We start from the raw sequence: 19,711 nt of genomic DNA, 5'->3' as shown, positions 1-19,711 counted from the left end.
TAATCTGTTGTAAAAATAAGCAGGAAAGGGACGAAATCGTGATTTTCTGATTAGGCGGGCGGAGTGGTGCGTTCTATGCATTACTTAAATTGGTATCACGTGATACCTCACCCCCAAGGAGCACATTTTGTCCAGACAACCGTCACATTTCAACCCGCTAGAGTGTTCTCAGCAGGCGCTTGATTTAATTATGAGCGATACCCTTACCGCCGACGCGATGGCGGCGCTCAATCGTGAAACGCTCAATGCATTTCGTGAGTACGTCAATCCCGGTTTTCTGGAGTACAGAAAATCCGTCACCTCCGGTGGCAGCTTCGGTGCGGTAGAATGGCGCGCCAGCGGCCCCAACACGCTGCTTGATACACAGGGTAACGAATACCTCGATTGTCTCGGCGGTTATGGCATTTTCAATGTCGGTCATCGCAACCCCACCGTCGTGGCCGCCGTGGAAAAGCAACTTTCCAAACAGCCGTTGCACAGTCAGGAACTGCTCGATCCGCTGCGTGCCATGCTGGCAAAAACGCTGGCGGCCATTACACCGGGTACGCTGAAGTACAGTTTCTTTTGCAACAGCGGCACCGAGTCGGTGGAAGCGGCGATCAAGCTGGCGAAAGCCTACCAGTCACCGCGTGGTAAGTTCAGCTTCATCGCTACCCACGGCGCATTCCACGGTAAATCGCTGGGCGCGTTATCCGCTACCGCCAAACCGGTATTCCGTCGTCCGTTCATGCCATTATTGCCCGGTTTTCACCATGTGCCGTTTGGTGATATCCAGGCGATGCGACAGAAAATCGAGCAGTGCCAGCGCAACGGCGAAGGCATCGCTGCGGTGATTCTGGAGCCGATTCAGGGTGAAGGTGGGGTCATTGTGCCGCCGGATCAGTATCTGCCTGCGGTTCGCGCATTGTGCGATGAGACCGGCGCGTTGCTAATCCTCGATGAAGTACAAACCGGCATGGGGCGTACCGGCAAGATGTTTGCCTGTGAGCACTATGGCGTGCAACCCGATATCCTGTGTCTGGCGAAAGCGCTTGGCGGCGGCGTGATGCCGATTGGGGCAACGGTCGCGACCGAAGAGGTCTTTTCGGTACTGTTTGACAACCCGTTCCTGCACACCACCACCTTTGGCGGTAACCCATTGGCGTGTGCGGCGGCGCTGGCCACCATCAACGTACTGCTGCGTGATAATCTGGCGGAGCAGGCGGCACGTCAGGGGGCGTTTCTGCTGACCGGGCTGCAACGACTGGCTGCTGCGTATCCTGATTTGATTGTGGAAGCGCGTGGCAAGGGCCTGCTACAGGCGATTGAATTCAGAGAAAACGCGATCGGCTATGCGTTTGCCAGTGAACTGTTCCAGCGCCGGGTGCTGGTGGCAGGCACGCTGAATAATGCCAAGTCGATTCGTATTGAACCGCCGTTAACCATTACCCCAGAGCAATGTCAGCACGTGCTGCAAGAGGCAGAACGGGCGCTGGCGAGGCTACGGGCAACCGGTGTGGACGACGCCAAACCTAAACCTGTTAATAAGGAACTCGCACTTCAGTGAACACCCACCTAGCAGCGTTCAGCCCTGTGCTGAGCCGATACATAAAGCCAGTCTGATTCGTCGACTGGCTTTTTTTTGGGGTAAACAGTCGGTATCGACGAGAAATTAGAAATCATATTCGCTAAGCTTGCCTTCTATTTCCTGATTTCCTTTGTACTTATTTCTGAGTTCCTTCTGTTGCTTTTTCGCCGGCTTACAATATTTATCCACTTCTCGCTCAATTTCACGCTGACGTGATTTAGGCAATGTGCTGTCCCACTCTCCAGATAAATACTGACATTCCTCCGCGTTATCTAAAAAGCGTTGTACGTCGTCAGGTAAATGAACGTTATTCGCTAACGTAACCTGCCACGGTAACAGGAAAAAGAGGAGGGTGAGTCTTGGTATGTTGGCGCGGATTCTCTGCATTTTATTCACTTGTATTGAATGAGGTAAAGAAAATTGTTGTAAATCTAAATGGCATATAATATGAATACGATATCGACAGATTTTAAATCTGGTAATTGATATGGTACGATATATTGTCAAGTTTCTAAGGGAGCTTGCAAGAGATATTTTATGGGGAGAATGACGTTAGGATTCATGGCCGCATTTTTGGTTTTTGTTTGGTATAGAAAATAACAGTGGTATGGTTATGCGACTAAGTTGATAGTCAATAAAAAAGCAGGAAGTTAACAATATGAGCAGGCGTTTATGCAGGGATAACCGCACAAAAGTACGAAACATCCCCCGGCGTATAAGGTCACTTAACCGTTGGGCTGAAACCTTTCATAATCCAGAACGCGCAGATTTCGCTGAGGATCAACATTACTGGAATTACAAGATACCCGTAGAAATTAATCTTATTCAAGGAAAATACAGTAAACAAGAAACTAAGGCAGCCTGCGCGCAGGCCATGATTAATGCCTGTTACAACCTGATGCTCGCCACCGCAGGTTGTGATGGCATCCCTCGAATAACTACCGTAATTTGCCTCCCGGATATGTTTACAAGTGAAGTCTGTTTATTTCGCTCGGAGGAATACTTTCAAAGTTTCATTACAGAGAGCCGTTCTGAAAACGGTTCATCGGTACTCATCAGAGAACGAAGCCTTGCCCAGGAGTGGGGGCTTATTCTTCCTAATGGAGTGCAGGAATTAGGCATTACATTTGATTACTATGGCGGTGACGACCCGGATGAGTGGTTTTCAGGCGAGCGCTGGTATTATGGGCAGTTATAGTGACTTTACCTGTATTTGCTCAGACCTGCTCTGGCAGCGTTCAGTTCCACAAATAATCACCCCTTATAGTCAACTATTGGCACTTGGCGGACATCGTTGCCACAAGGTCCGCTCAGAGTGAAGAGCGGAAGTTCAAAATTGTTCTCTCAGTTGGTGGCGGGATTACTAACATTACAGTGTGTTAATCAACAGGGATTAGGTCACGGTCGCCGAGTTAATATCTTCAAGTAGCGAGAATTGCAGAATGCTGACGAAGATGATTTTGGAAAAGTTCGGCATAATCTGATGATACAGCGGCTTTTATGCTTTCCCTTTTCGCAAGTGCAGCTATCCATGCGGAAGTACGCGGAAGTCCCTCAAAAATCGCCTCAGATACTGATGCATCGATGATGGAGAAGTAGCGGAAAATAGGCGCGTAGACCGCATCAACCATACTGAATTCGGCACCAGAGAAATAAGGCCCTAAGCTCAATTCGGATTCAATACGTTCAAGTTGCTCACGGAACACCGCGAGTTTGCTGTCTGCGATGGCCTGATCAGTCGCATTTAAAAATTGCCATGCATTTCTAAGCATTGATGTAGAGAACTCGATCCATGCGCGCTGTCTGGCTCTTACTAATGCATTGTCAGCATACATCGAATCACCGTCTTGCGTTTCATTAAGGTACTCGCAGATCACCATGCTCTCAAAAATAATGGCATCTTCGCCGTTTGCCTGACGCACTTTAAGTAGTGGCACCTTGCCAGTGGGTGACAGAGCAAGAAACCAATCAGGCTTCGCCGATAGGTCTACATTTACGCGTTCAAATGGCACATTTTTTTCGAGAAGAACGATCGCTGAACGCTGCACAAAGGGACACAGTGGGTGGCTAATAAGTGTTAGGTCGTGGGTAGACATCTCAAACTCCAGATAAAATGATAGCCCGCCGCCATAAAAGGTGGCGGGCTTGACGAACGGTAAATCTTATTTTGGTGGCTTAGATTGAAACGCCGCCGTCGATGATGATTTCTGAACCCACGGTCCAGGCAGACTCATCAGATGCGAAGTAAAGTACCGCTTGCGCTACTTCTTGAGGCTTACCAAAACGACCTGCTGGGATGGTTGCAACGATATCTTTCATCACTTGATCATGATATTCCACTGGAATCCCCGCCTTATCATAAAGCGGTGTGTCAACTGGGCCTGGGCTCACTGCGTTGATACGAATTCCACGAGAAAGTAACTCGTTAGAAAGTGTTTTTGACATGTTCAGCAATGCCGCTTTGGTTGAGCCATAAACGGAAGAGTTCTCAGGTCCGGTGTGAGCATTTATAGATGTATTAAAGACCACTGATGCAGAGCCTGCGAACACCGGCAGCAGTGCCTGCATTAGGAAGTAAGGGCCTTTAACGTTGATATCGTAAATACGGTCGAACATCTCTTCTGTCCATACCTCGATGGGCATATACATTGATATACCCGCATTCAGGAAAGCGATATCCAGTTCACCAAAGTGTTCCTTAACCGTTTGAGCCAGAGCTTTCTGTGCATTCACATCCGCGGAATCCGCACTCACGACTAAAACCTCATTACCCAGCTCTGCTTTTGCTTTTTCGATAGAGTCAGGGTTAACACCGGTAACAATTACGCGGGCACCTTCCGCCACGAACAGCTTCGCTGTTTCAAGACCAATACCACTTGTTCCACCCGTAATCAGTGCGCGTTTACCTTGTAATCTGGACATATAAAAATCTCCTGTGAGTTTTAACAATCGATCGGCGAGTGGCCGATGTGGTAGCCACTGTATGCTCATGCCCAAAAAGTGATAAGATTGTATTTTTAAATATGTTCCATGCATTAAAAGCATGAATGGATTTTAGGATGGACAGATTACTTTTGATGACATGCTTTGTCCGTACCGCTGAAACAGGCAGCTTTTCCGCAGCCGGCAGGGATTTAGGCTTAGGGCAACCGAACGTGAGTCGTCATGTTGCAACCCTTGAAGAGCATTTGCAGACACGATTACTTCACCGATCAACCCGCAAGCTTTCCCTGACGCCTGAAGGAGAACGTTATTATTTGGAAGCAAGGCGTATTCTGGAAGCCGTCGAAGAGTCAGAGTCTTCTTTCAGGGAAAATGTTACGCCCACAGGGCTATTACGCGTTGCTTGCCCCACCGCATTGGCTCACACATTCTTAGTCCCGCACATCCCGGATTTTTTAGAACGCTACCCTGAGCTAACACTCGAGCTACAGATTAATGACCGCTATATCAATCTCGTTGATGAAGGGGCTGAGCTGGCAATCCGCATTGGACACCTGGAGGACAGTGCTATGCGTGCCCGCAGACTTGGCATGTATGAGCGAGTCTGTGTTGCCAGTAACAAGTACTTAGCTAAACATGGAACCCCTAATACCCCAGAGGATTTAAAAAAACATGATTGTTTGATCTATACCTTGCTAACAACAGGAGCTACATGGAGATTTCAGGATATCAATGTCCCTATTTCTGGTCGGCTCAGGGTCAATTCACCGGAGGCAGTACAGAAATTTGTCAATGCCGGGGTTGGGATCGCACAGGGCCCAGAATGGCTGTTCGAGGAGGGACTGGCAAATGGCAACTTACAATTATTACTGACTGATTACACTGCACCGCCCGTTCCCATTCAAGCCGTTTATGTTGCTAATCGACTTTTACCAAAACGGGCGATTGTGTTCATGGATTTTGTTGCTGAAATTTTTGAAAAAAATCCCGCATTCAAAGTTTACAACTCAATGAAATGAGCCTGAGATAACGAACATATCTGAATCATTAGTAAAATTTAGTCAATCTTAGGCTGTGTCCCTTAACTGACCGGCTCCCCATAAAGTAACATATCAAAATGTTATCAACGTCCGCTTAACCAGTAAGCGCATATCCTGACTCACTTAAAAGCGAAATTCTCAGGGTGCGAATGGCTATATCTGACACAAAGCCAAACCCACCCATCAGATGAAACACAGCCCTAAACCACAACGTATCAGCTCAAATCTGAGCAAATAAACGATCCTCATTCACCACCCACGTCCCCACCTGTCCTTTTTCCTTCACTATTTCGTCATCCGCGCTTCGCCAGCCTGTCACACAGTGTTGTCAACATAACCCCCAATTTCCCTGACTGAGACGTCAACCATGCCGATAGCTGGCTGCGTTCTGGCCCGGTGTCGGGGTTAAGCAAAATCCGTGTGCCAGTTGGGATGCGGAGTCGAACCTGCGAGCAGGAGTTTTTTATGGACAGGTTATCTAGACATCCTACCACTGTGTATCAGGCCATCGCTGCCCGGCTGGAAGAAGAGCTGCGCACGGTGTATCGCTGCGGTGACTATCTGCCATCCGAACAGCAACTGGCGGCACGTTATGACGTCAATCGCCATACGCTGCGCCGGGCGGTGGATGAACTGGTCAATAAAGGGCTGGTTCAGCGTCGGCGTGGCATCGGCATTCTGGTGCTGATGCGTCCTTATGATTACCCGTTACACGCGCAAACACGTTTTAGCCAGAACCTGCTGGAGCAGGGGAGCCACCCCACCAGCGAGCGGTTGCTGGCGGTGTTGCGACCGGCTAATGCACCCGTGGCGGCGGCGCTGGGGCGGGAAGAGGGCGATGAGGTGATTCATCTGCGAACCCTGCGCCGGGTTAACGGCGTACCGGTATCACTAATCGATCACTACCTGCCGAATCTCGACTGGTGGCCCGTGCTACAGCGTTTCACCAGCGGGTCGTTGCACGAATTTCTGGCGCGTGAGCTACAGCAGTCACTCACCCGCCGTCAAACCCGCATCAGCGCCCGGGCATCACAGGCGAAAGAGGCGCAACTGCTGGAAGTGGCGCTGCAAACCCCGTTGATGTGTATCCGCACGCTCAATACCTGTAACGGCAGCGACCGGGTGGCGGAGTATTCCGTCAGTCTGGCCCGCGCTGACATGATCGAATTGACCATGGAGCACTGAATGACAACCCAAACCCCACGGCAGCGCTGGCTGTCGGTACTGGCGCACAGTGATGCGGAACAACTGCGGCGTCACTGGCTGTCGCTGGCATTACAGCCATCCTGGCAGTTGCTGCGCGCACCAGAAATCGGTTTAACCCGCTTGCAGGCGCGTATGGGCGCAACCGGCAATCGCTTCGTGCTGGGCGATGTCACCGTCACGCGGGCGGTAGTCCGGCTGGATGACGGTACCTGTGGCTACAGCTATGTGATGGGGCGTAATAAACCCCATGCCGAACTCTGCGCATTGATTGATGGCTTGCTGCAACAGCAAGGTACCCAAAGCGCGCTTTACCAACAACTGATCGTGCCGCTGGCGGCGACCCATGACGAGTTGCGTCAGCAACGCGCACGGGAAATTGCCAGCAGCAAGGTCGATTTCTTTACGCTGGTGCGGGGAGATAACGCATGACGTTACTGGCAGGCTTTTCCCATCCGTGGCGCGATGCGCAGTACGCCTTTCGCCGCATATTAAAAGCGATGAGCGAACCGGGCGTGGTGGTATCGCTGGATCATGACAACGGTTGGGACGGTTTATCGTCTTCTGCTACCGCCGTGGTCTTGACGCTGATGGACCGTGAAACACCGCTCTGGCTGGATCCAGCGTTATCGCAAGAGGTGCTGTTGTCTAACCTGCGGTTTCACACCGGGGTGAAACTGGTTGAGCGTGAAGCTGCTGCCTTCGCTTTGCTGCCGGTTAGCCGGGAACTGTCACTGGCGGGGTTTGCGGCTGGTGACGAGATGGCACCGGAAAACAGCACCACGCTGGTGCTGGAAGTGCCGGCACTGGGTGGTGGTCGCGCATTACGCCTGAGCGGACCGGGCATTGCCGAAGCGCGGATGATCGCGCCGCAGTTACCCGCCAGTGTGCTGGATTACCTCGAACAGCGCCCGCATGCGTTCCCCACCGGGCTGGACTTTCTGTTTACCTGCGGCAACGCGCTGATGGCGTTGCCGCGTACCACGCATGTGGAGGTGTGCTGATGTATGTCGCGGTGAAAGGGGGCGAGAAAGCCATTGAGGCCGCCCATCAGTTACAGGCGAACCTGCGGCGTGGTGATACCCGACAGGCCGAAGTGCAGACAGGGCAGATTGAGCAACAACTGGGGCTGGCGGTAGACCGGGTGATGACCGAAGGCGGCATTTACGACCGGGAGCTGGCGGCGCTGGCCATCAAACAGGCAAGCGGTGATCTGGTCGAGGCAATTTTTTTACTGCGGGCTTATCGCACCACGCTGCCCCGGCTGGCGGATAGCCTGCCGCTGGATACCGGGCGGATGCAACTGGAGCGGCGTATCTCGGCGGTCTATAAGGACTTGCCCGGTGGGCAGGTGCTCGGTCCGACGTATGACTATACCCACCGGTTGCTGGATTTCGCCTTGCTGGCGGAAGGTGAAACACCGCGTGCGCCCAAGGCTGAGGAACCGCTGGCGGAACATTGCCCGCATATGTTCGACATGATGACGGCGGAAGGGCTGGCGGCGGTCGAGGAGGATGATGGCAGCGAGCCGCTGGATATCACGCGCGATCCACCAACGTACCCGATGCCGCGCAGTGCCCGCTTGCAGCAACTGGCGCGTGGCGATGAAGGCTTCCTGCTGGCGTTGGGGTATTCCACCCAGCGTGGTTATGGCCGCAACCATCCGTTTGCCGGTGAGATTCGTACCGGTTACGTCATGGTGGAGATAGAGCCGGAAGAGTTGGGGTTTGCGTTGGAAATCGGCGACATCCTGTTGACCGAATGCGAAATGGTCAACGGCTTTACGGTGCCGGAAGAGCGACCGCCGCATTTCACCCGTGGTTACGGGCTGGTGTTTGGCCGCGCGGAACGCAAAGCGATGGCGATGGCATTGGTGGACCGGGCGTTACAGGCTCCTGCCTATCAGGAACCGGTCAGCAGCCCGGCGCAGGACGAAGAGTTTGTGTTGTCGCATGCCGACAACGTTGAAGCCGCGGGTTTCGTTTCTCACCTCAAATTACCGCATTACGTCGACTTTCAGGCCGAGCTGGCGCTGCTGCGTCAGTTACGCCAGCCACCGCAGGAGGAGCGCGATGAACACGCTGAGCGGGTATAACCCCGGTTATCTGGACGAACAGAGTAAACGCACGATTCGGCGCGCCATTCTTAAAGCGGTGGCGATCCCGGGTTATCAGGTACCGTTTGGTGGCCGGGAGATGCCCATGCCCTACGGTTGGGGCACCGGCGGCATCCAGCTCACCGCTAGCCTGATTGGCGATGACGATGTATTAAAAGTCATTGACCAGGGCGCGGACGATACCACCAACGCGGTGTCTATCCGCCGCTTCTTTCAGCGGGTCAGCGAGGCGGCAACCACCGAACGCACCGTCGAGGCGACGCTGATTCAAACCCGTCACCGTATTCCGGAAACACCGCTGCGTGAAGATCAGATCCTGATTTATCAGGTGCCGATTCCCGAACCACTGCGCTTTATCGAACCGCGCGAAACGGAAACGCGCAAAATGCACGCGCTGGAGGAGTACGGCATCATGCAGGTGAAACTGTATGAGGATATCGCCCGCTTCGGGCATATCGCCACCACCTACGCGTACCCGGTAAAAGTGAACGGTCGCTACATTATGGACCCGTCACCCATTCCTAAATTCGACAACCCGAAAATGCATCAGATGCCAGCGCTGCAACTGTTTGGGGCTGGGCGTGAGAAGCGGATTTATGCGCTGCCACCTTACACCAACGTGGAAAGCCTCGACTTTGATGACCACCCGTTCAGCGTTCAACGCTGGGATCAACCCTGTGCACTGTGCGGATCGCACGACAGCTATCTCGATGAAGTGGTGATGGACGATCAGGGCACCCGGCTGTACGTCTGTTCCGATACCGATTATTGCCGTGAACGTCAGGAGGCGGGGCACCATGAATCACATTGATCACGCGGCGGTGGAGCAGGCGGGCAGGCTCATCGTGGAAACCGGTGATGACGCGCCGCTGTTGCAGGTGCGTAATCTGACCCACCTGTACGCCCCCGGTAAAGGGTTTAGTGAGGTGTCGTTCGATCTCTATCCCGGTGAGGTGCTGGGCATTGTCGGTGAATCCGGCTCTGGTAAAACCACGCTGTTGCGGGCGATTTCCGCCCGGCTGACACCGCAGGCTGGGCAGATTGATTATCAGGGCCGCTCGTTATACGCCATGAGCGAAAGCGACCGCCGCCGCCTGTTACGCACCGAATGGGGGGTGGTACACCAGCACCCGATGGACGGGTTACGGCCCCGCGTGTCAGCGGGCGGTAACATCGGCGAACGGTTGATGGCGGTCGGCGCTCGCCACTACGGCGATATTCGCCGTCAGGCCGGGCAGTGGCTACAGGACGTGGAAATCCCGCTGTCGCGGCTGGATGACCTGCCCACCACTTTTTCCGGTGGGATGCAGCAACGATTGCAAATTGCCCGCAATCTGGTGACCCACCCGAAGCTGGTGTTTATGGATGAACCGACCGGCGGGCTGGATGTGTCGGTACAGGCGCGGTTGCTGGATCTGCTGCGCACGCTGGTACGCGACCTGGGGCTGGCGGTGGTGATTGTGACCCATGACCTCGGTGTGGCGCGCCTGCTGGCGCATCGGCTGTTGGTGATGCGTGAGGGCAAGGTCGTGGAAAGTGGCCTGACCGACCGGGTGCTGGATGATCCGCATCATCCTTATACCCAGTTACTGGTGTCGTCGGTGCTGGGATAAGCGCAACTGGCGATGAGGTGAACTATGACAACCGAAGGCACATCCATGACCATTCTGCGCGTGGAAAATTTGAGTAAAACCTTTGTTCTGCATAACCAGCATGCCGCCCGGCTGCCGGTGTTACATCAGGCCAGCCTGACGGTATCGGCGGGGGAGTGTGTGGTGTTGCATGGGCACTCCGGCAGTGGCAAATCCACGCTGTTGCGCTCTTTATACGCCAACTATCAGCCGGATAGCGGGCAGGTGTGGGTACGCCATCGTGATACGTGGGTGGACCTGGTGACGGCCCCGGCCCGGCAGATACTGGCGGTACGACGCGACACCATCGGCTGGGTCAGCCAATTTCTGCGGGTGATCCCCCGTATTTCGACGCTGGAGGTGGTCATGCAGCCGCTGCTGGAACGCGGTGAAGACCGTGCGGTGTGTGAAGCACGCGCCAGCGCACTGCTGACCCGCCTTAACGTCCCGCGCCGGTTATGGACGCTGGCCCCCGCCACCTTTTCCGGTGGTGAGCAGCAGCGGGTCAACATTGCCCGTGGCTTTATCGCCGACTATCCCGTGTTGTTGCTCGATGAACCGACCGCTTCGCTGGATGCCGCCAACCGCGACGCGGTGGTGGGGTTAATAGAAGAAGCGCGAGCGCGTGGCGCCGCCGTGGTCGGTATTTTCCACGATGCAGACGTGCGTGCCCGCGTGGCGGACCGCCTGCACCACATGGCACCCGTCACGCAGGAGCTTACGGCATGAGTGCGACGACTCAGATAATCAATAATGTCCAACTGGTGTTGGCGAACGAGGTGGTCAGCGGATCGCTGGCCTGGCGTGATGGCGTGATTGAAGACTTTTCTTCTACGCCCAGCCAACTGCCGCAGGCGCTGGACGGTGAGGGCGGCTGGCTGTTGCCGGGATTAGTCGAGCTGCACACCGACAATCTGGACAAGTTTTTTATGCCGCGCCCGAAAGTCGACTGGCCAGCGCATTCGGCGATGAGCAGCCACGATGCGCTGATTGTCTCCAGCGGCATTACCACGGTGCTGGATGCGGTGGCGGTGGGTGATGTGCGTGACGGTGGCCACCGGCTCGACAACCTGCGGCGCATGATTGACGCCGTGGTGCATAGTCAGCAACAAGGAGTGAACCGGGCGCAACACCTGCTGCATCTGCGCTGTGAGTTGCCGCACGACACCACCCTGCCGCTGTTTGAAGCGCTGATGGATATCCCGGAAGTAGCGCTGGTGTCGCTGATGGACCACTCGCCGGGGCAGCGGCAGTTTGCGACACCGGAAAAATACCGCGAGTACTATCAGGGGAAATACCACCTGAACAATGCCGAGATGGATGCGTTTGAAACCGAGCAACGCATGCTGTCTGAACGCTGGTCAACGCCAAACCGACTGGCGATTGCCGCTCACTGTCGTAAGCGCGGTATTGCGCTCGCCAGTCACGATGACGCCACCGAAGCCCATGTACATGAATCGCTGGCGCTGGGTAGCGTGATTGCCGAGTTTCCTACCACGGAAATCGCGGCGCAGGCCTCGCACACCCGCGGCATGAAAGTGCTGATGGGGGCACCCAATATCGTGCGTGGCGGTTCTCACTCCGGCAATGTGGCGGCGTCTCATCTGGCGGAGTTGGGGCTGCTGGATATTCTGTCATCCGACTATTATCCCGCCAGTTTGCTGGATGCGGCGTTTCGCCTCGCTGACGATGAGCGCAATAGCTTTACCTTGCCGCAGACGGTAGCGATGGTCAGCGACAATCCGGCGCAGGCGGTCGGGCTCGTCGACCGGGGGCGGATAGCCGAGGGTCGGCGTGCCGATCTGGTGCTGGCGCACCATACCCACGGGCAGGTACGAATCCGCCATGTCTGGGCTCAGGGACGGCAGGTGTTCTGATGGCGAGGCTCATCTGGCTGACCGGGGCGTCCGGCTCCGGCAAAGACACGCTGCTGGATGCCCTGCGGCAAACCGAGCCAGTGCGCCTGCTGGTGGCGCACCGGTATATCACCCGCCCGGCACAGGCGGGGGGCGAGAACCACATTGCGCTGAGCGAGGCGGAGTTTGCCTATCGGCGTGAGCACAACCTGTTCGCGTTGCACTGGCAGGCACACCAGTATCAGTACGGTATCGGCATTGAAGTCGATCACTGGTTATCCGCCGGGCTGGATGTGGTGGTCAACGGCTCCCGGTCTCACCACCAGCAAGCACAGCAGCGTTATGGCAGCCGGTTATTACCAGTGTGTTTGCAGGTGTCTGCGGCGGTGCTGGCACAGCGATTACGCCAGCGTGGGCGGGAAGATGAAGCGCAGATAGCGCTGCGGCTGCAACGGGCCGATGCGATGGATATCCTCCCGGCGACGTGCCGACGGCTGAACAACGACGGACCACTGGCACAGACGCTACAGGCGTTCCACACCCTGCTGGCAGCTGAAAAACGAGAGACTGAAAAATGGACGTGATGCTATGGATTTAATGTTTATGGGCACCGGTGACGCACAGCAGGTGCCGTTGACCGGTTGTCAGTGTATCGCCTGCGAACGTGCGCGTCGGGATCCCCGTTTTCGGCGTGGACCAAGCAGCCTGATGATTCGGTGTGATGGCGAGGTGACCTTGCTGGATGCAGGCGTGACGCAACTGGAGCAGCGCTTTGGCGTGAATGAAATCCGCCGTATTCTGCTGACGCATTACCACGTCGACCATGTTCAGGGGCTGTTTTCGTTGCGTTGGGGCATCGGCGATCGGATCCCGGTATTCGGCCCACCGGATGAACAGGGCTGCGATGACTTGTATAAACATCCTCGACGGCTGGATTTTCAACCGGCGATGACGCCGTTTCAGACGGTGGCGATGGGCGCGTTACGGGTGACGGCACTGCCGCTGAATCATTCCAAACCCACCTTTGGTTATCTGCTGGAAACCGGTCGCCATGCCGTGGCGTATTTAACCGATACCTGCGGCCTGCCGGATGACACCCTGGCGTTTTTGCGGGGTAAGCGGCTTGAGCATATGGTGATGGACTGCACCCAGCCGCCGCGCGACACACCACCGCTCAATCACAGTGATCTGAACACCGTATTGCAGGTGCGTGAGTGGTTACGTCCGGAACACACCTGGCTGACCCACCTCAGCCATGAAACCGACGCCTGGCTGATGCAAAACACCCTGCCGGAGGGTGTACAGGCCGCTGCCGATGGGGCGTGGATTGTGGTGTAAGCTGTCGTGTCACTACTGTGGGCAGTGGGTCTGTCGACGCTGCTCACCTACTGGCATTTCCCCCCGTGTGCGTTGGTAAGTAAGGATATCGACTTGCCAACGTGCACGTTGCTGTCGCGCTCTTGTGCCGCCGCCCCCTGCAATGTTCATTTTCTAATCACATAGCTGTCATCAAGTGTTCATCTGCACTGCGCTTAATAGCGTCCATAGTGTTGACTAACCGTAAACGATGACGAAAACCATGGCACAGGCACTGTTAGCATCCGAAAGCGCTACCCAACTGCACACCTATCAACCCCAGGCGCAATCACAGTCTCCCATTCTGTCAGTACGGCAGTTGTGCAAAGCCTATTCCGGGCAGCAGAAACGGGTGCTGGAGAACCTCAATTTTGACCTGCACGCTGGTGAAATGGTGGCGGTGATTGGTCGTTCTGGTGCAGGTAAATCGACCCTGTTGCATGTGATGAACGGCACGATCCCGGCCAGCGAAGGGCAAATTCTGCGCTATACACAATCACAGGTCGACACACAGCCGCAGGTCGACCTGCACGGCGAGACGCAGGATGTACTGCAATTCAGTCGTCGTCAGATGCGCCAGTGGCGCAGCGAATGCGGCATGATCTTTCAGGATTTCTGCCTGGTGCCGCGACTGGATGTGCTGACCAACGTACTGCTGGGCCGTCTGAGCCAAACCTCGACCCTGAAATCATTCTTCAAGCTGTTTTCCGACGAAGATCGCGCCCATGCCATTGGGCTGCTGCAATGGATGAACCTGTTGCCGCATGCGTTGCAACGGGCGGAAAACCTGTCTGGCGGCCAGATGCAGCGTGTTGCCATCTGCCGCGCATTGATGCAGAACCCTAAAATCCTGCTGGCCGACGAGCCGGTCGCCTCCCTCGACCCGAAAAACACCCGTCGCATCATGGACGTGTTGCGACAGGTGAGTGACAACGGCATCACCGTGGTCGTCAACCTGCACTCGGTCGAGCTGGTGAAAGAATATTGCACCCGGGCCATTGGCATCGCACAAGGGCGCATTGTGTTTGACGGTTCGCCGTCAGCGTTGACCGACGGGTTGCTGCGTACCTTGTATGGCGACGACCTGCAACCGGTTCATTAATTCCCTGTTTGGCATCACCCGTGCTCCGTTGGTTTTAACAATGATGTTTAACGATGACGTTTGAGCAAGGATGCACTAGCGCTGATGCGGGGCTTTTCGACTATCACATCACCTTGGCATAACGACAAAATAGGCAAACCGATGAAAAAAACTTTTACGTTGACCACGTTGCTGGCCGGTGCGGTAGTGTCCGCCAGCGTCTTCGCCGCGGAAACACCGAAAACCCTGAACCTGGGCATTTTGGGTGGGCAGAACGCCACCCAGCAAATCGGCGATAACCAGTGCGTCAAACAGTTTCTGGATAAAGAGCTGAACGTGGACACGCAAATGCGTAACTCGTCTGATTACGCCGGTGTCATCCAGGGGCTGTTGGGTAAGAAGATTGATCTGGTGCTGAGCATGTCGCCCTCATCGTATGCGTCGGTGTACATCAAAGATCCGAACGCGGTGGATATCGTCGGTATCGTGGTGGATGACGCAGACCAGTCGCGTGGTTACCACTCGGTGGTAGTCGTCAAAGCCGACAGCCCTTATCAGAAGTTGGAAGACCTGAAAGGCAAAGCGTTTGGTTTCGCCGACCCGGATTCCACCTCTGGTTACCTGATTCCTAATCAGGCGTTTAAACAGCAGTTCGGCGGTAATGCGGATAACAAGTACAACAACTTTTTCTCCAGCGTGACCTTCTCCGGTGGCCACGAGCAGGACATCCTCGGTGTGCTGAACGGCCAGTTTGATGGTGCGGTGACCTGGGCATCGATGATCGGTGACTACAACACCGGTTATACCAGCGGCGCGTTTGGCCGTCTGATCCGTATGGACCACCCGGACCTGATGAAGCAGATTCGTATTATTTGGCAATCGCCGTTGATCCCGAACGGTCCTGTGCTGGTGAGCAACGCCTTGCCTGCGCCGTTTAAAGCCAAGTTGATCGCCGCGGTGAATAAGCTGGATAAAGAAGACCACGAGTGCTTCATCAAAGCGGTCGGTGGCAAACAGCATATCGGCCCGGCCAGCGTGGATGACTACAAAACCATCATCGAGATGAAACGCGAGCTGACTAAAGGCAACCGTTAAGCACGCTTAGCGGTATTGCGCCGGGCTATCGCTCCCGGCGCGTTGCTGAATCCGCGGTGCATTATGGCGCGATATTGAGGACGGTAACACAGGCAGGATGCCTTTCTCGCTTTATGGCGACGCCGACCCGCTCATCTGTTTTCCACCATCCAGACTAAACGCATGCTGAACCCTGATTTTGAACGCTACTACCAGCGCATACGCACGCAGCAAAAGCGCGAGTCACTGACATGGGCGCTGGTGCTGGCCGTGCTGTATATCGGCGCGGGCAAATTGTCCGAATTTAATCTGAACACCCTGTGGACGTCGTTCCCCCATTTTTTTGACTACCTGTCGGAAACGATGCCGGTATTGCACTGGCATCTGTTATTGGCGGATGGTCATACCGAAGGGTCACTGGCTTACTGGGGATACCGCCTGCCTATCCAGTTACCGCTTATTTGGGAAACGCTCAACCTGGCGCTGGCGGCCACGTTATTCTCGGTGGCGGCATCGGTGGTGCTGGGCTTTCTGGCTGCCGGAAATACCCAGAGCCCGCCAGGGGTGCGTTTTACTATCCGTGCGTTGGTGGCGTTTTTGCGCACCATGCCGGAACTGGCGTGGGCAGTGATGTTTGTGATGGCCTTTGGTATCGGTGTCATCCCCGGTTTTCTGGCGCTGGCGTTACACACCATTGGTAGCCTGACCAAGCTGTTTTATGAAGCGATCGAAACCGCCTCGGAACGGCCGGTACGCGGGCTGGCTGCCTGTGGTGCCAGCGTATTACAGCGCATGCGCTTCGGGTTGTGGCCGCAGGTCAAACCTATTGTGCTCTCCTACAGCTTTATGCGGCTGGAGATCAACTTCCGCCAGTCCACCATTCTTGGGCTGGTGGGGGCCGGGGGCATTGGTCAGGAACTGATGACCAATATCAAACTGGACCGCTACGACCAGGTCAGCATCACCATGCTGCTGATTATTGTAGTGGTTTCAATGCTGGATGCGCTGTCCGGATGGTTGCGACAGCGGGTAGTGGAGGGGAGTAAATGAACATGACCTCGCTGGCGTCGACGGATATCGCCGCCATCAAACAGCAACACCCCGAGCTATTCAGCCAGCAGCGCCGTTATCTGTGGCGTGTCGGGCTGACGGGGGCCGCCGTACTGCTTTACTACGTGGTGTTTCTGGTATTTTTCGGCATTAGCATCGAGCAGTGGGTGCGCGGCTTCGGTGAATTAGGGCGCTATTTTATGCGCATGTTCGTGTGGCACGACTTTGCCAACTGGCCGTTTGGCTACTACCTGTCACAGATATTTATCACCATCGCGATTGTGTTCGCTGGTACGCTGACGGCCACATTGGTGGCGTTACCCCTGTCATTTCTGGCGGCCCGTAACGTGATGCACGCGCCGATATTGCGACCGGTGGCGTTGCTGGTGCGTCGTTTGCTGGATGTGTTACGCGGCATCGATATGGCGATATGGGGGCTTATTTTTGTGCGGGCGGTGGGCATGGGGCCGCTCTCCGGTGCGCTGGCTATTTTGATGCAGGATGCCGGTTTGCTCGGCAAGCTGTACGCCGAAGGGCATGAAGCGGTAGAGCGTTCGCCGAGCCGTGGGTTGAGCGCGGTGGGGGCTAATAGCCTGCAAAAACACCGCTTCGGTATTTTTACCCAATCGTTCCCAACTTTTCTGGCGCTCAGCCTCTACCAAATGGAGTCGAATGTGCGCTCCGCCGCCGTGCTGGGGTTTGTCGGCGCGGGTGGTATCGGGCTGGTGTATGCCGAAAACATGCGGCTATGGAACTGGGATGTGGTGATGTTCATCACCCTGATTCTGGTGGTGGTGGTGATGCTTATGGATGTGCTATCCGCCCATTTGCGCCAGCGTTATATCATCGGTAAACCGTTGCCGTTGTTTGAGCCGGAATCGTCGTCACACTAATTCATCGCCACACTCATCATCAGTCATCCTGAGCTGACTGACTTATCTATTTGTTATAATGCCGGTTTTCTATAGGGGAACCGGCATTTTTATTATCCCATCCGACAATTCCCCTTGCGGGATATCGCAGCGATACACCCGAATACTCCCCAATCGCTTACTGTGATATTCATCACAAAAATGAGCTCATGTCCGGCCTGCTCGCCTCATGTATTTTGCCCCCGTTTTTGCCGCAAAAAAACCCTCTTGCCACCTGCGCTTAGTTAGCATTCCGTCAGTGTTTGTAAGGATTTGGTTATGAAAACTGTCATTTAAATAACACTTGAGTATCACTATTCTTAATGATAATTATTGTCATTATCAATATCACGGAGGGTGAAGGCGATGTCAGAGACACAGTGGGCGGTAATGGATGCGGCGGTCATGGAGAGTGGGCAGAGAACCAATGCCGATTATCTGGAGCGTCAAAGACGGTTTGAATCCAATGTGCGCAGTTATCCGCGCAAATTACCGCTGGTCATCCAGCAAGCACAGGGCGTGTGGGTGACGGATGTGGACGGCAACCGGTATCTGGATTGTCTGGCAGGGGCGGGGACGCTGGCACTGGGGCATAACCATCCGGAGGTTGTTGCCAGCATTCAGGCATTTCTGGCATCGGGCCTGCCGATGCACACGCTGGATCTCACCACACCGCTAAAAGATGCCTTCTGTGAAACCTTGCTGGCGCTGTTGCCGGGCGGTGAAAGCCAGTACTGCCTGCAATTTTGCGGCCCCTCGGGGGCAGATGCGGTGGAAGCGGCGCTGAAGCTGGCGAAAACCTATACCGGTCGGGGCGGCATTATCAGCTTCTCCGGCGGTTATCACGGTATGACCCATGGTGCCCTGGCCGTGACCGGCAATATCGGGCCGAAAGAGGCCGTACAGAATCTCATGCCCGGGGTTCAATTCCTGCCGTATCCCCATGAATACCGCTGCCCGCTGGGGATTGGCGGTGACGCGGGCGTTGAGGCACTCAGTCGCTATTTCACCGCGTTTATCGATGATGTCGAACGTGGTATGCCACTGCCAGCGGCGGTTATCGTTGAAGCGGTGCAGGGCGAGGGGGGCGTTAACCCGGCACCGGTACGCTGGCTGCAAATGCTGCGCGAGGTGACACGCCGTCACGGCATCCTGCTGATTGTGGATGAAGTGCAGGCTGGGTTTGCCCGCACCGGCAGTATGTTCGCCTTTGAACAGGCGGGTATTGAGCCCGATATCGTCGTGATGTCGAAAGCGGTGGGCGGTGGTTTACCGATGGCGGTGCTGGGCATTCGACGCGAGTTTGATGTCTGGAAACCGGGTACTCACACTGGCACCTTCCGTGGCAACCAGATGGCGATGGCGACCGGGAAAACCACCATTGATATTTTGCTGCGCGACAAACTGGCGGCGCAGGCGGCGGCACGTGGTGAATGGCTTAAACAGCAGTTCATGCAGATGCAACCACGTTTCCCTTGTCTGGGACAGGTGCGTGGCCGTGGCCTGATGCTGGGCATCGAAATTGTTGATGAGCGTCAGCCCGTGCAGGCCGGTGGTTGCTACCCGCTGGATGCCGAGCTGGCAGCGGCTATCCAACAGCACTGTTTCCGGCAGGGGCTGCTGCTGGAGCGGGGGGGCCGACAGGGTAATGTGGTCAGGTTGCTGCCACCCCTGATTATTAGCGAAGAACAGTGTCGCAGCGTTGTGGCACGCTTCGAGCAGGCGTTAACTGACGCGGTGGCGCAAACCCGCCATCGGTAATTCAGCGTGAATAGCCCGTCATGACCCCAAAAGCGAAATAATAAAAGCCAACCGTTGGCGGCGTTATTACGGGCATCACTTTGGGCTGAACAAATTATTTAATGACATGTGCTGGTGGGAAC

The 19,711-nt window shown here is 55.3% G+C and carries 21 protein-coding genes; 18 read left to right on the top strand and 3 right to left on the bottom strand.

Annotation, left to right across the window (positions count from 1 at the left end; translation table 11 throughout):
• Positions 1-127: 127 nt before the first annotated feature.
• On the top strand, positions 128-1,546 hold the full coding sequence (ygjG, locus tag DZE2538_RS12085) for a putrescine aminotransferase (RefSeq protein WP_038913634.1): 1,419 nt from the start codon (positions 128-130) through the stop codon (positions 1,544-1,546).
• A gap of 105 nt (positions 1,547-1,651) precedes the next feature.
• Here ygjG and DZE2538_RS12080 read toward each other — a convergent pair whose 3' ends face one another.
• On the bottom strand, positions 1,652-1,954 hold the full coding sequence (locus DZE2538_RS12080) for a hypothetical protein (protein ID WP_080638983.1): 303 nt from the start codon (positions 1,952-1,954) through the stop codon (positions 1,652-1,654).
• 271 nt (positions 1,955-2,225) lie between these two features.
• On the opposite strand from DZE2538_RS12080, the gene DZE2538_RS12075 reads away from it, so the two are divergent.
• A complete protein-coding gene (locus DZE2538_RS12075) occupies positions 2,226-2,765 on the top strand; it encodes a DUF3916 domain-containing protein (RefSeq protein WP_019846287.1) in 540 nt (179 codons plus the stop codon).
• A 223-nt stretch (positions 2,766-2,988) separates the two neighbouring features.
• On the opposite strand, the gene DZE2538_RS12070 is transcribed toward DZE2538_RS12075, so the two are convergent.
• The gene (locus tag DZE2538_RS12070; RefSeq protein ID WP_038916466.1) at positions 2,989-3,663 is read right to left on the bottom strand and encodes a glutathione S-transferase family protein; all 675 of its coding nucleotides are present in this window, start codon (positions 3,661-3,663) and stop codon (positions 2,989-2,991) included.
• 79 nt (positions 3,664-3,742) lie between these two features.
• Positions 3,743-4,489 carry an SDR family oxidoreductase gene (locus DZE2538_RS12065; protein WP_038916465.1) on the bottom strand — a complete coding sequence of 249 codons (747 nt, stop codon included), beginning with the start codon at positions 4,487-4,489 and terminating at the stop codon, positions 3,743-3,745.
• 137 nt (positions 4,490-4,626) lie between these two features.
• On the opposite strand from DZE2538_RS12065, the gene DZE2538_RS12060 reads away from it, so the two are divergent.
• The 16 genes from DZE2538_RS12060 to DZE2538_RS11985 all read left to right on the top strand — a co-directional run bounded on the left by DZE2538_RS12060 (position 4,627) and on the right by DZE2538_RS11985 (position 19,589).
• Positions 4,627-5,529, top strand: a complete 903-nt coding sequence (locus DZE2538_RS12060; RefSeq protein ID WP_033576988.1) for a LysR family transcriptional regulator — start codon at positions 4,627-4,629, stop codon at positions 5,527-5,529.
• A 486-nt stretch (positions 5,530-6,015) separates the two neighbouring features.
• Positions 6,016-6,735, top strand: a complete 720-nt coding sequence (gene phnF, locus DZE2538_RS12055) for a phosphonate metabolism transcriptional regulator PhnF (RefSeq protein WP_038916464.1) — start codon at positions 6,016-6,018, stop codon at positions 6,733-6,735.
• Positions 6,736-7,185, top strand: a complete 450-nt coding sequence (gene phnG / locus DZE2538_RS12050) for a phosphonate C-P lyase system protein PhnG (RefSeq protein ID WP_019846292.1) — start codon at positions 6,736-6,738, stop codon at positions 7,183-7,185.
• Positions 7,182-7,757, top strand: a complete 576-nt coding sequence (phnH, locus tag DZE2538_RS12045) for a phosphonate C-P lyase system protein PhnH (RefSeq protein WP_038916463.1) — start codon at positions 7,182-7,184, stop codon at positions 7,755-7,757. The genes phnG and phnH overlap by 4 nt, the downstream gene beginning before the upstream one ends.
• Positions 7,757-8,848: a carbon-phosphorus lyase complex subunit gene (locus DZE2538_RS12040; RefSeq protein ID WP_038916462.1), complete on the top strand. Its 1,092-nt coding sequence runs from the start codon at positions 7,757-7,759 to the stop codon at positions 8,846-8,848. Before phnH ends, DZE2538_RS12040 begins: the two co-directional genes overlap by 1 nt.
• Complete coding sequence (locus DZE2538_RS12035) at positions 8,826-9,680, top strand: alpha-D-ribose 1-methylphosphonate 5-phosphate C-P-lyase PhnJ (RefSeq protein ID WP_012885254.1); 855 nt, start codon at positions 8,826-8,828, stop codon at positions 9,678-9,680. Before DZE2538_RS12040 ends, DZE2538_RS12035 begins: the two co-directional genes overlap by 23 nt.
• Positions 9,667-10,482, top strand: coding sequence for a phosphonate C-P lyase system protein PhnK (phnK, locus tag DZE2538_RS12030; RefSeq protein ID WP_019846295.1), 816 nt, complete (start codon positions 9,667-9,669; stop codon positions 10,480-10,482). The genes DZE2538_RS12035 and phnK overlap by 14 nt, the downstream gene beginning before the upstream one ends.
• A gap of 24 nt (positions 10,483-10,506) precedes the next feature.
• Positions 10,507-11,229, top strand: a complete 723-nt coding sequence (gene phnL / locus DZE2538_RS12025; RefSeq protein WP_019846296.1) for a phosphonate C-P lyase system protein PhnL — start codon at positions 10,507-10,509, stop codon at positions 11,227-11,229.
• Positions 11,226-12,377, top strand: a complete 1,152-nt coding sequence (gene phnM, locus DZE2538_RS12020; RefSeq protein WP_038916461.1) for an alpha-D-ribose 1-methylphosphonate 5-triphosphate diphosphatase — start codon at positions 11,226-11,228, stop codon at positions 12,375-12,377. Before phnL ends, phnM begins: the two co-directional genes overlap by 4 nt.
• Positions 12,377-12,940, top strand: a complete 564-nt coding sequence (gene phnN / locus DZE2538_RS12015; protein WP_023639437.1) for a ribose 1,5-bisphosphokinase — start codon at positions 12,377-12,379, stop codon at positions 12,938-12,940. Before phnM ends, phnN begins: the two co-directional genes overlap by 1 nt.
• 4 nt (positions 12,941-12,944) lie before the next feature.
• Positions 12,945-13,694: a phosphonate metabolism protein PhnP gene (gene phnP, locus DZE2538_RS12010; protein ID WP_038916460.1), complete on the top strand. Its 750-nt coding sequence runs from the start codon at positions 12,945-12,947 to the stop codon at positions 13,692-13,694.
• 241 nt (positions 13,695-13,935) lie between these two features.
• Positions 13,936-14,814, top strand: a complete 879-nt coding sequence (gene phnC / locus DZE2538_RS12005; RefSeq protein WP_019846300.1) for a phosphonate ABC transporter ATP-binding protein — start codon at positions 13,936-13,938, stop codon at positions 14,812-14,814.
• A gap of 141 nt (positions 14,815-14,955) precedes the next feature.
• Positions 14,956-15,888 carry a phosphonate ABC transporter substrate-binding protein gene (gene phnD, locus DZE2538_RS12000; RefSeq protein ID WP_012885247.1) on the top strand — a complete coding sequence of 311 codons (933 nt, stop codon included), beginning with the start codon at positions 14,956-14,958 and terminating at the stop codon, positions 15,886-15,888.
• A 162-nt stretch (positions 15,889-16,050) separates the two neighbouring features.
• Positions 16,051-16,917, top strand: coding sequence for a phosphonate ABC transporter, permease protein PhnE (gene phnE / locus DZE2538_RS11995; protein WP_012885246.1), 867 nt, complete (start codon positions 16,051-16,053; stop codon positions 16,915-16,917).
• Positions 16,914-17,810: a phosphonate ABC transporter, permease protein PhnE gene (gene phnE, locus DZE2538_RS11990; protein ID WP_019846302.1), complete on the top strand. Its 897-nt coding sequence runs from the start codon at positions 16,914-16,916 to the stop codon at positions 17,808-17,810. Before phnE (DZE2538_RS11995) ends, phnE (DZE2538_RS11990) begins: the two co-directional genes overlap by 4 nt.
• A gap of 384 nt (positions 17,811-18,194) precedes the next feature.
• Positions 18,195-19,589: a diaminobutyrate--2-oxoglutarate transaminase gene (locus tag DZE2538_RS11985; protein WP_038916459.1), complete on the top strand. Its 1,395-nt coding sequence runs from the start codon at positions 18,195-18,197 to the stop codon at positions 19,587-19,589.
• The last annotated feature ends 122 nt before the right edge of the window (positions 19,590-19,711 follow it).

This window comes from Dickeya zeae NCPPB 2538 (genome assembly GCF_000406165.1).
GTDB lineage: Bacteria > Pseudomonadota > Gammaproteobacteria > Enterobacterales > Enterobacteriaceae > Dickeya > Dickeya zeae.
This window is presented reverse-complemented; position numbering and strand designations above follow the sequence as displayed.

Excerpts from the sequence above, each read along its gene's own strand:
- phnE (WP_019846302.1), top strand. The coding sequence starts at position 16,914 with ATGAACATGACCTCGCTGGCGTCGACGGATATCGCCGCCATCAAACAG.
- phnF (WP_038916464.1), top strand. The coding sequence starts at position 6,016 with ATGGACAGGTTATCTAGACATCCTACCACTGTGTATCAGGCCATCGCT.
- DZE2538_RS12080 (WP_080638983.1), bottom strand. The coding sequence starts at position 1,954 with ATGCAGAGAATCCGCGCCAACATACCAAGACTCACCCTCCTCTTTTTC.
- DZE2538_RS12060 (WP_033576988.1), top strand. The coding sequence starts at position 4,627 with ATGGACAGATTACTTTTGATGACATGCTTTGTCCGTACCGCTGAAACA.
- phnL (WP_019846296.1), top strand. The coding sequence starts at position 10,507 with ATGACAACCGAAGGCACATCCATGACCATTCTGCGCGTGGAAAATTTG.
- DZE2538_RS12035 (WP_012885254.1), top strand. The coding sequence starts at position 8,826 with ATGAACACGCTGAGCGGGTATAACCCCGGTTATCTGGACGAACAGAGT.
- phnP (WP_038916460.1), top strand. The coding sequence starts at position 12,945 with ATGGATTTAATGTTTATGGGCACCGGTGACGCACAGCAGGTGCCGTTG.
- phnG (WP_019846292.1), top strand. The coding sequence starts at position 6,736 with ATGACAACCCAAACCCCACGGCAGCGCTGGCTGTCGGTACTGGCGCAC.
- DZE2538_RS11985 (WP_038916459.1), top strand. The coding sequence starts at position 18,195 with ATGTCAGAGACACAGTGGGCGGTAATGGATGCGGCGGTCATGGAGAGT.
- phnD (WP_012885247.1), top strand. The coding sequence starts at position 14,956 with ATGAAAAAAACTTTTACGTTGACCACGTTGCTGGCCGGTGCGGTAGTG.
- DZE2538_RS12075 (WP_019846287.1), top strand. The coding sequence starts at position 2,226 with ATGAGCAGGCGTTTATGCAGGGATAACCGCACAAAAGTACGAAACATC.
- phnH (WP_038916463.1), top strand. The coding sequence starts at position 7,182 with ATGACGTTACTGGCAGGCTTTTCCCATCCGTGGCGCGATGCGCAGTAC.
- DZE2538_RS12065 (WP_038916465.1), bottom strand. The coding sequence starts at position 4,489 with ATGTCCAGATTACAAGGTAAACGCGCACTGATTACGGGTGGAACAAGT.
- DZE2538_RS12070 (WP_038916466.1), bottom strand. The coding sequence starts at position 3,663 with ATGTCTACCCACGACCTAACACTTATTAGCCACCCACTGTGTCCCTTT.
- phnK (WP_019846295.1), top strand. The coding sequence starts at position 9,667 with ATGAATCACATTGATCACGCGGCGGTGGAGCAGGCGGGCAGGCTCATC.
- DZE2538_RS12040 (WP_038916462.1), top strand. The coding sequence starts at position 7,757 with ATGTATGTCGCGGTGAAAGGGGGCGAGAAAGCCATTGAGGCCGCCCAT.
- phnC (WP_019846300.1), top strand. The coding sequence starts at position 13,936 with ATGGCACAGGCACTGTTAGCATCCGAAAGCGCTACCCAACTGCACACC.
- phnN (WP_023639437.1), top strand. The coding sequence starts at position 12,377 with ATGGCGAGGCTCATCTGGCTGACCGGGGCGTCCGGCTCCGGCAAAGAC.
- phnM (WP_038916461.1), top strand. The coding sequence starts at position 11,226 with ATGAGTGCGACGACTCAGATAATCAATAATGTCCAACTGGTGTTGGCG.
- phnE (WP_012885246.1), top strand. The coding sequence starts at position 16,051 with ATGCTGAACCCTGATTTTGAACGCTACTACCAGCGCATACGCACGCAG.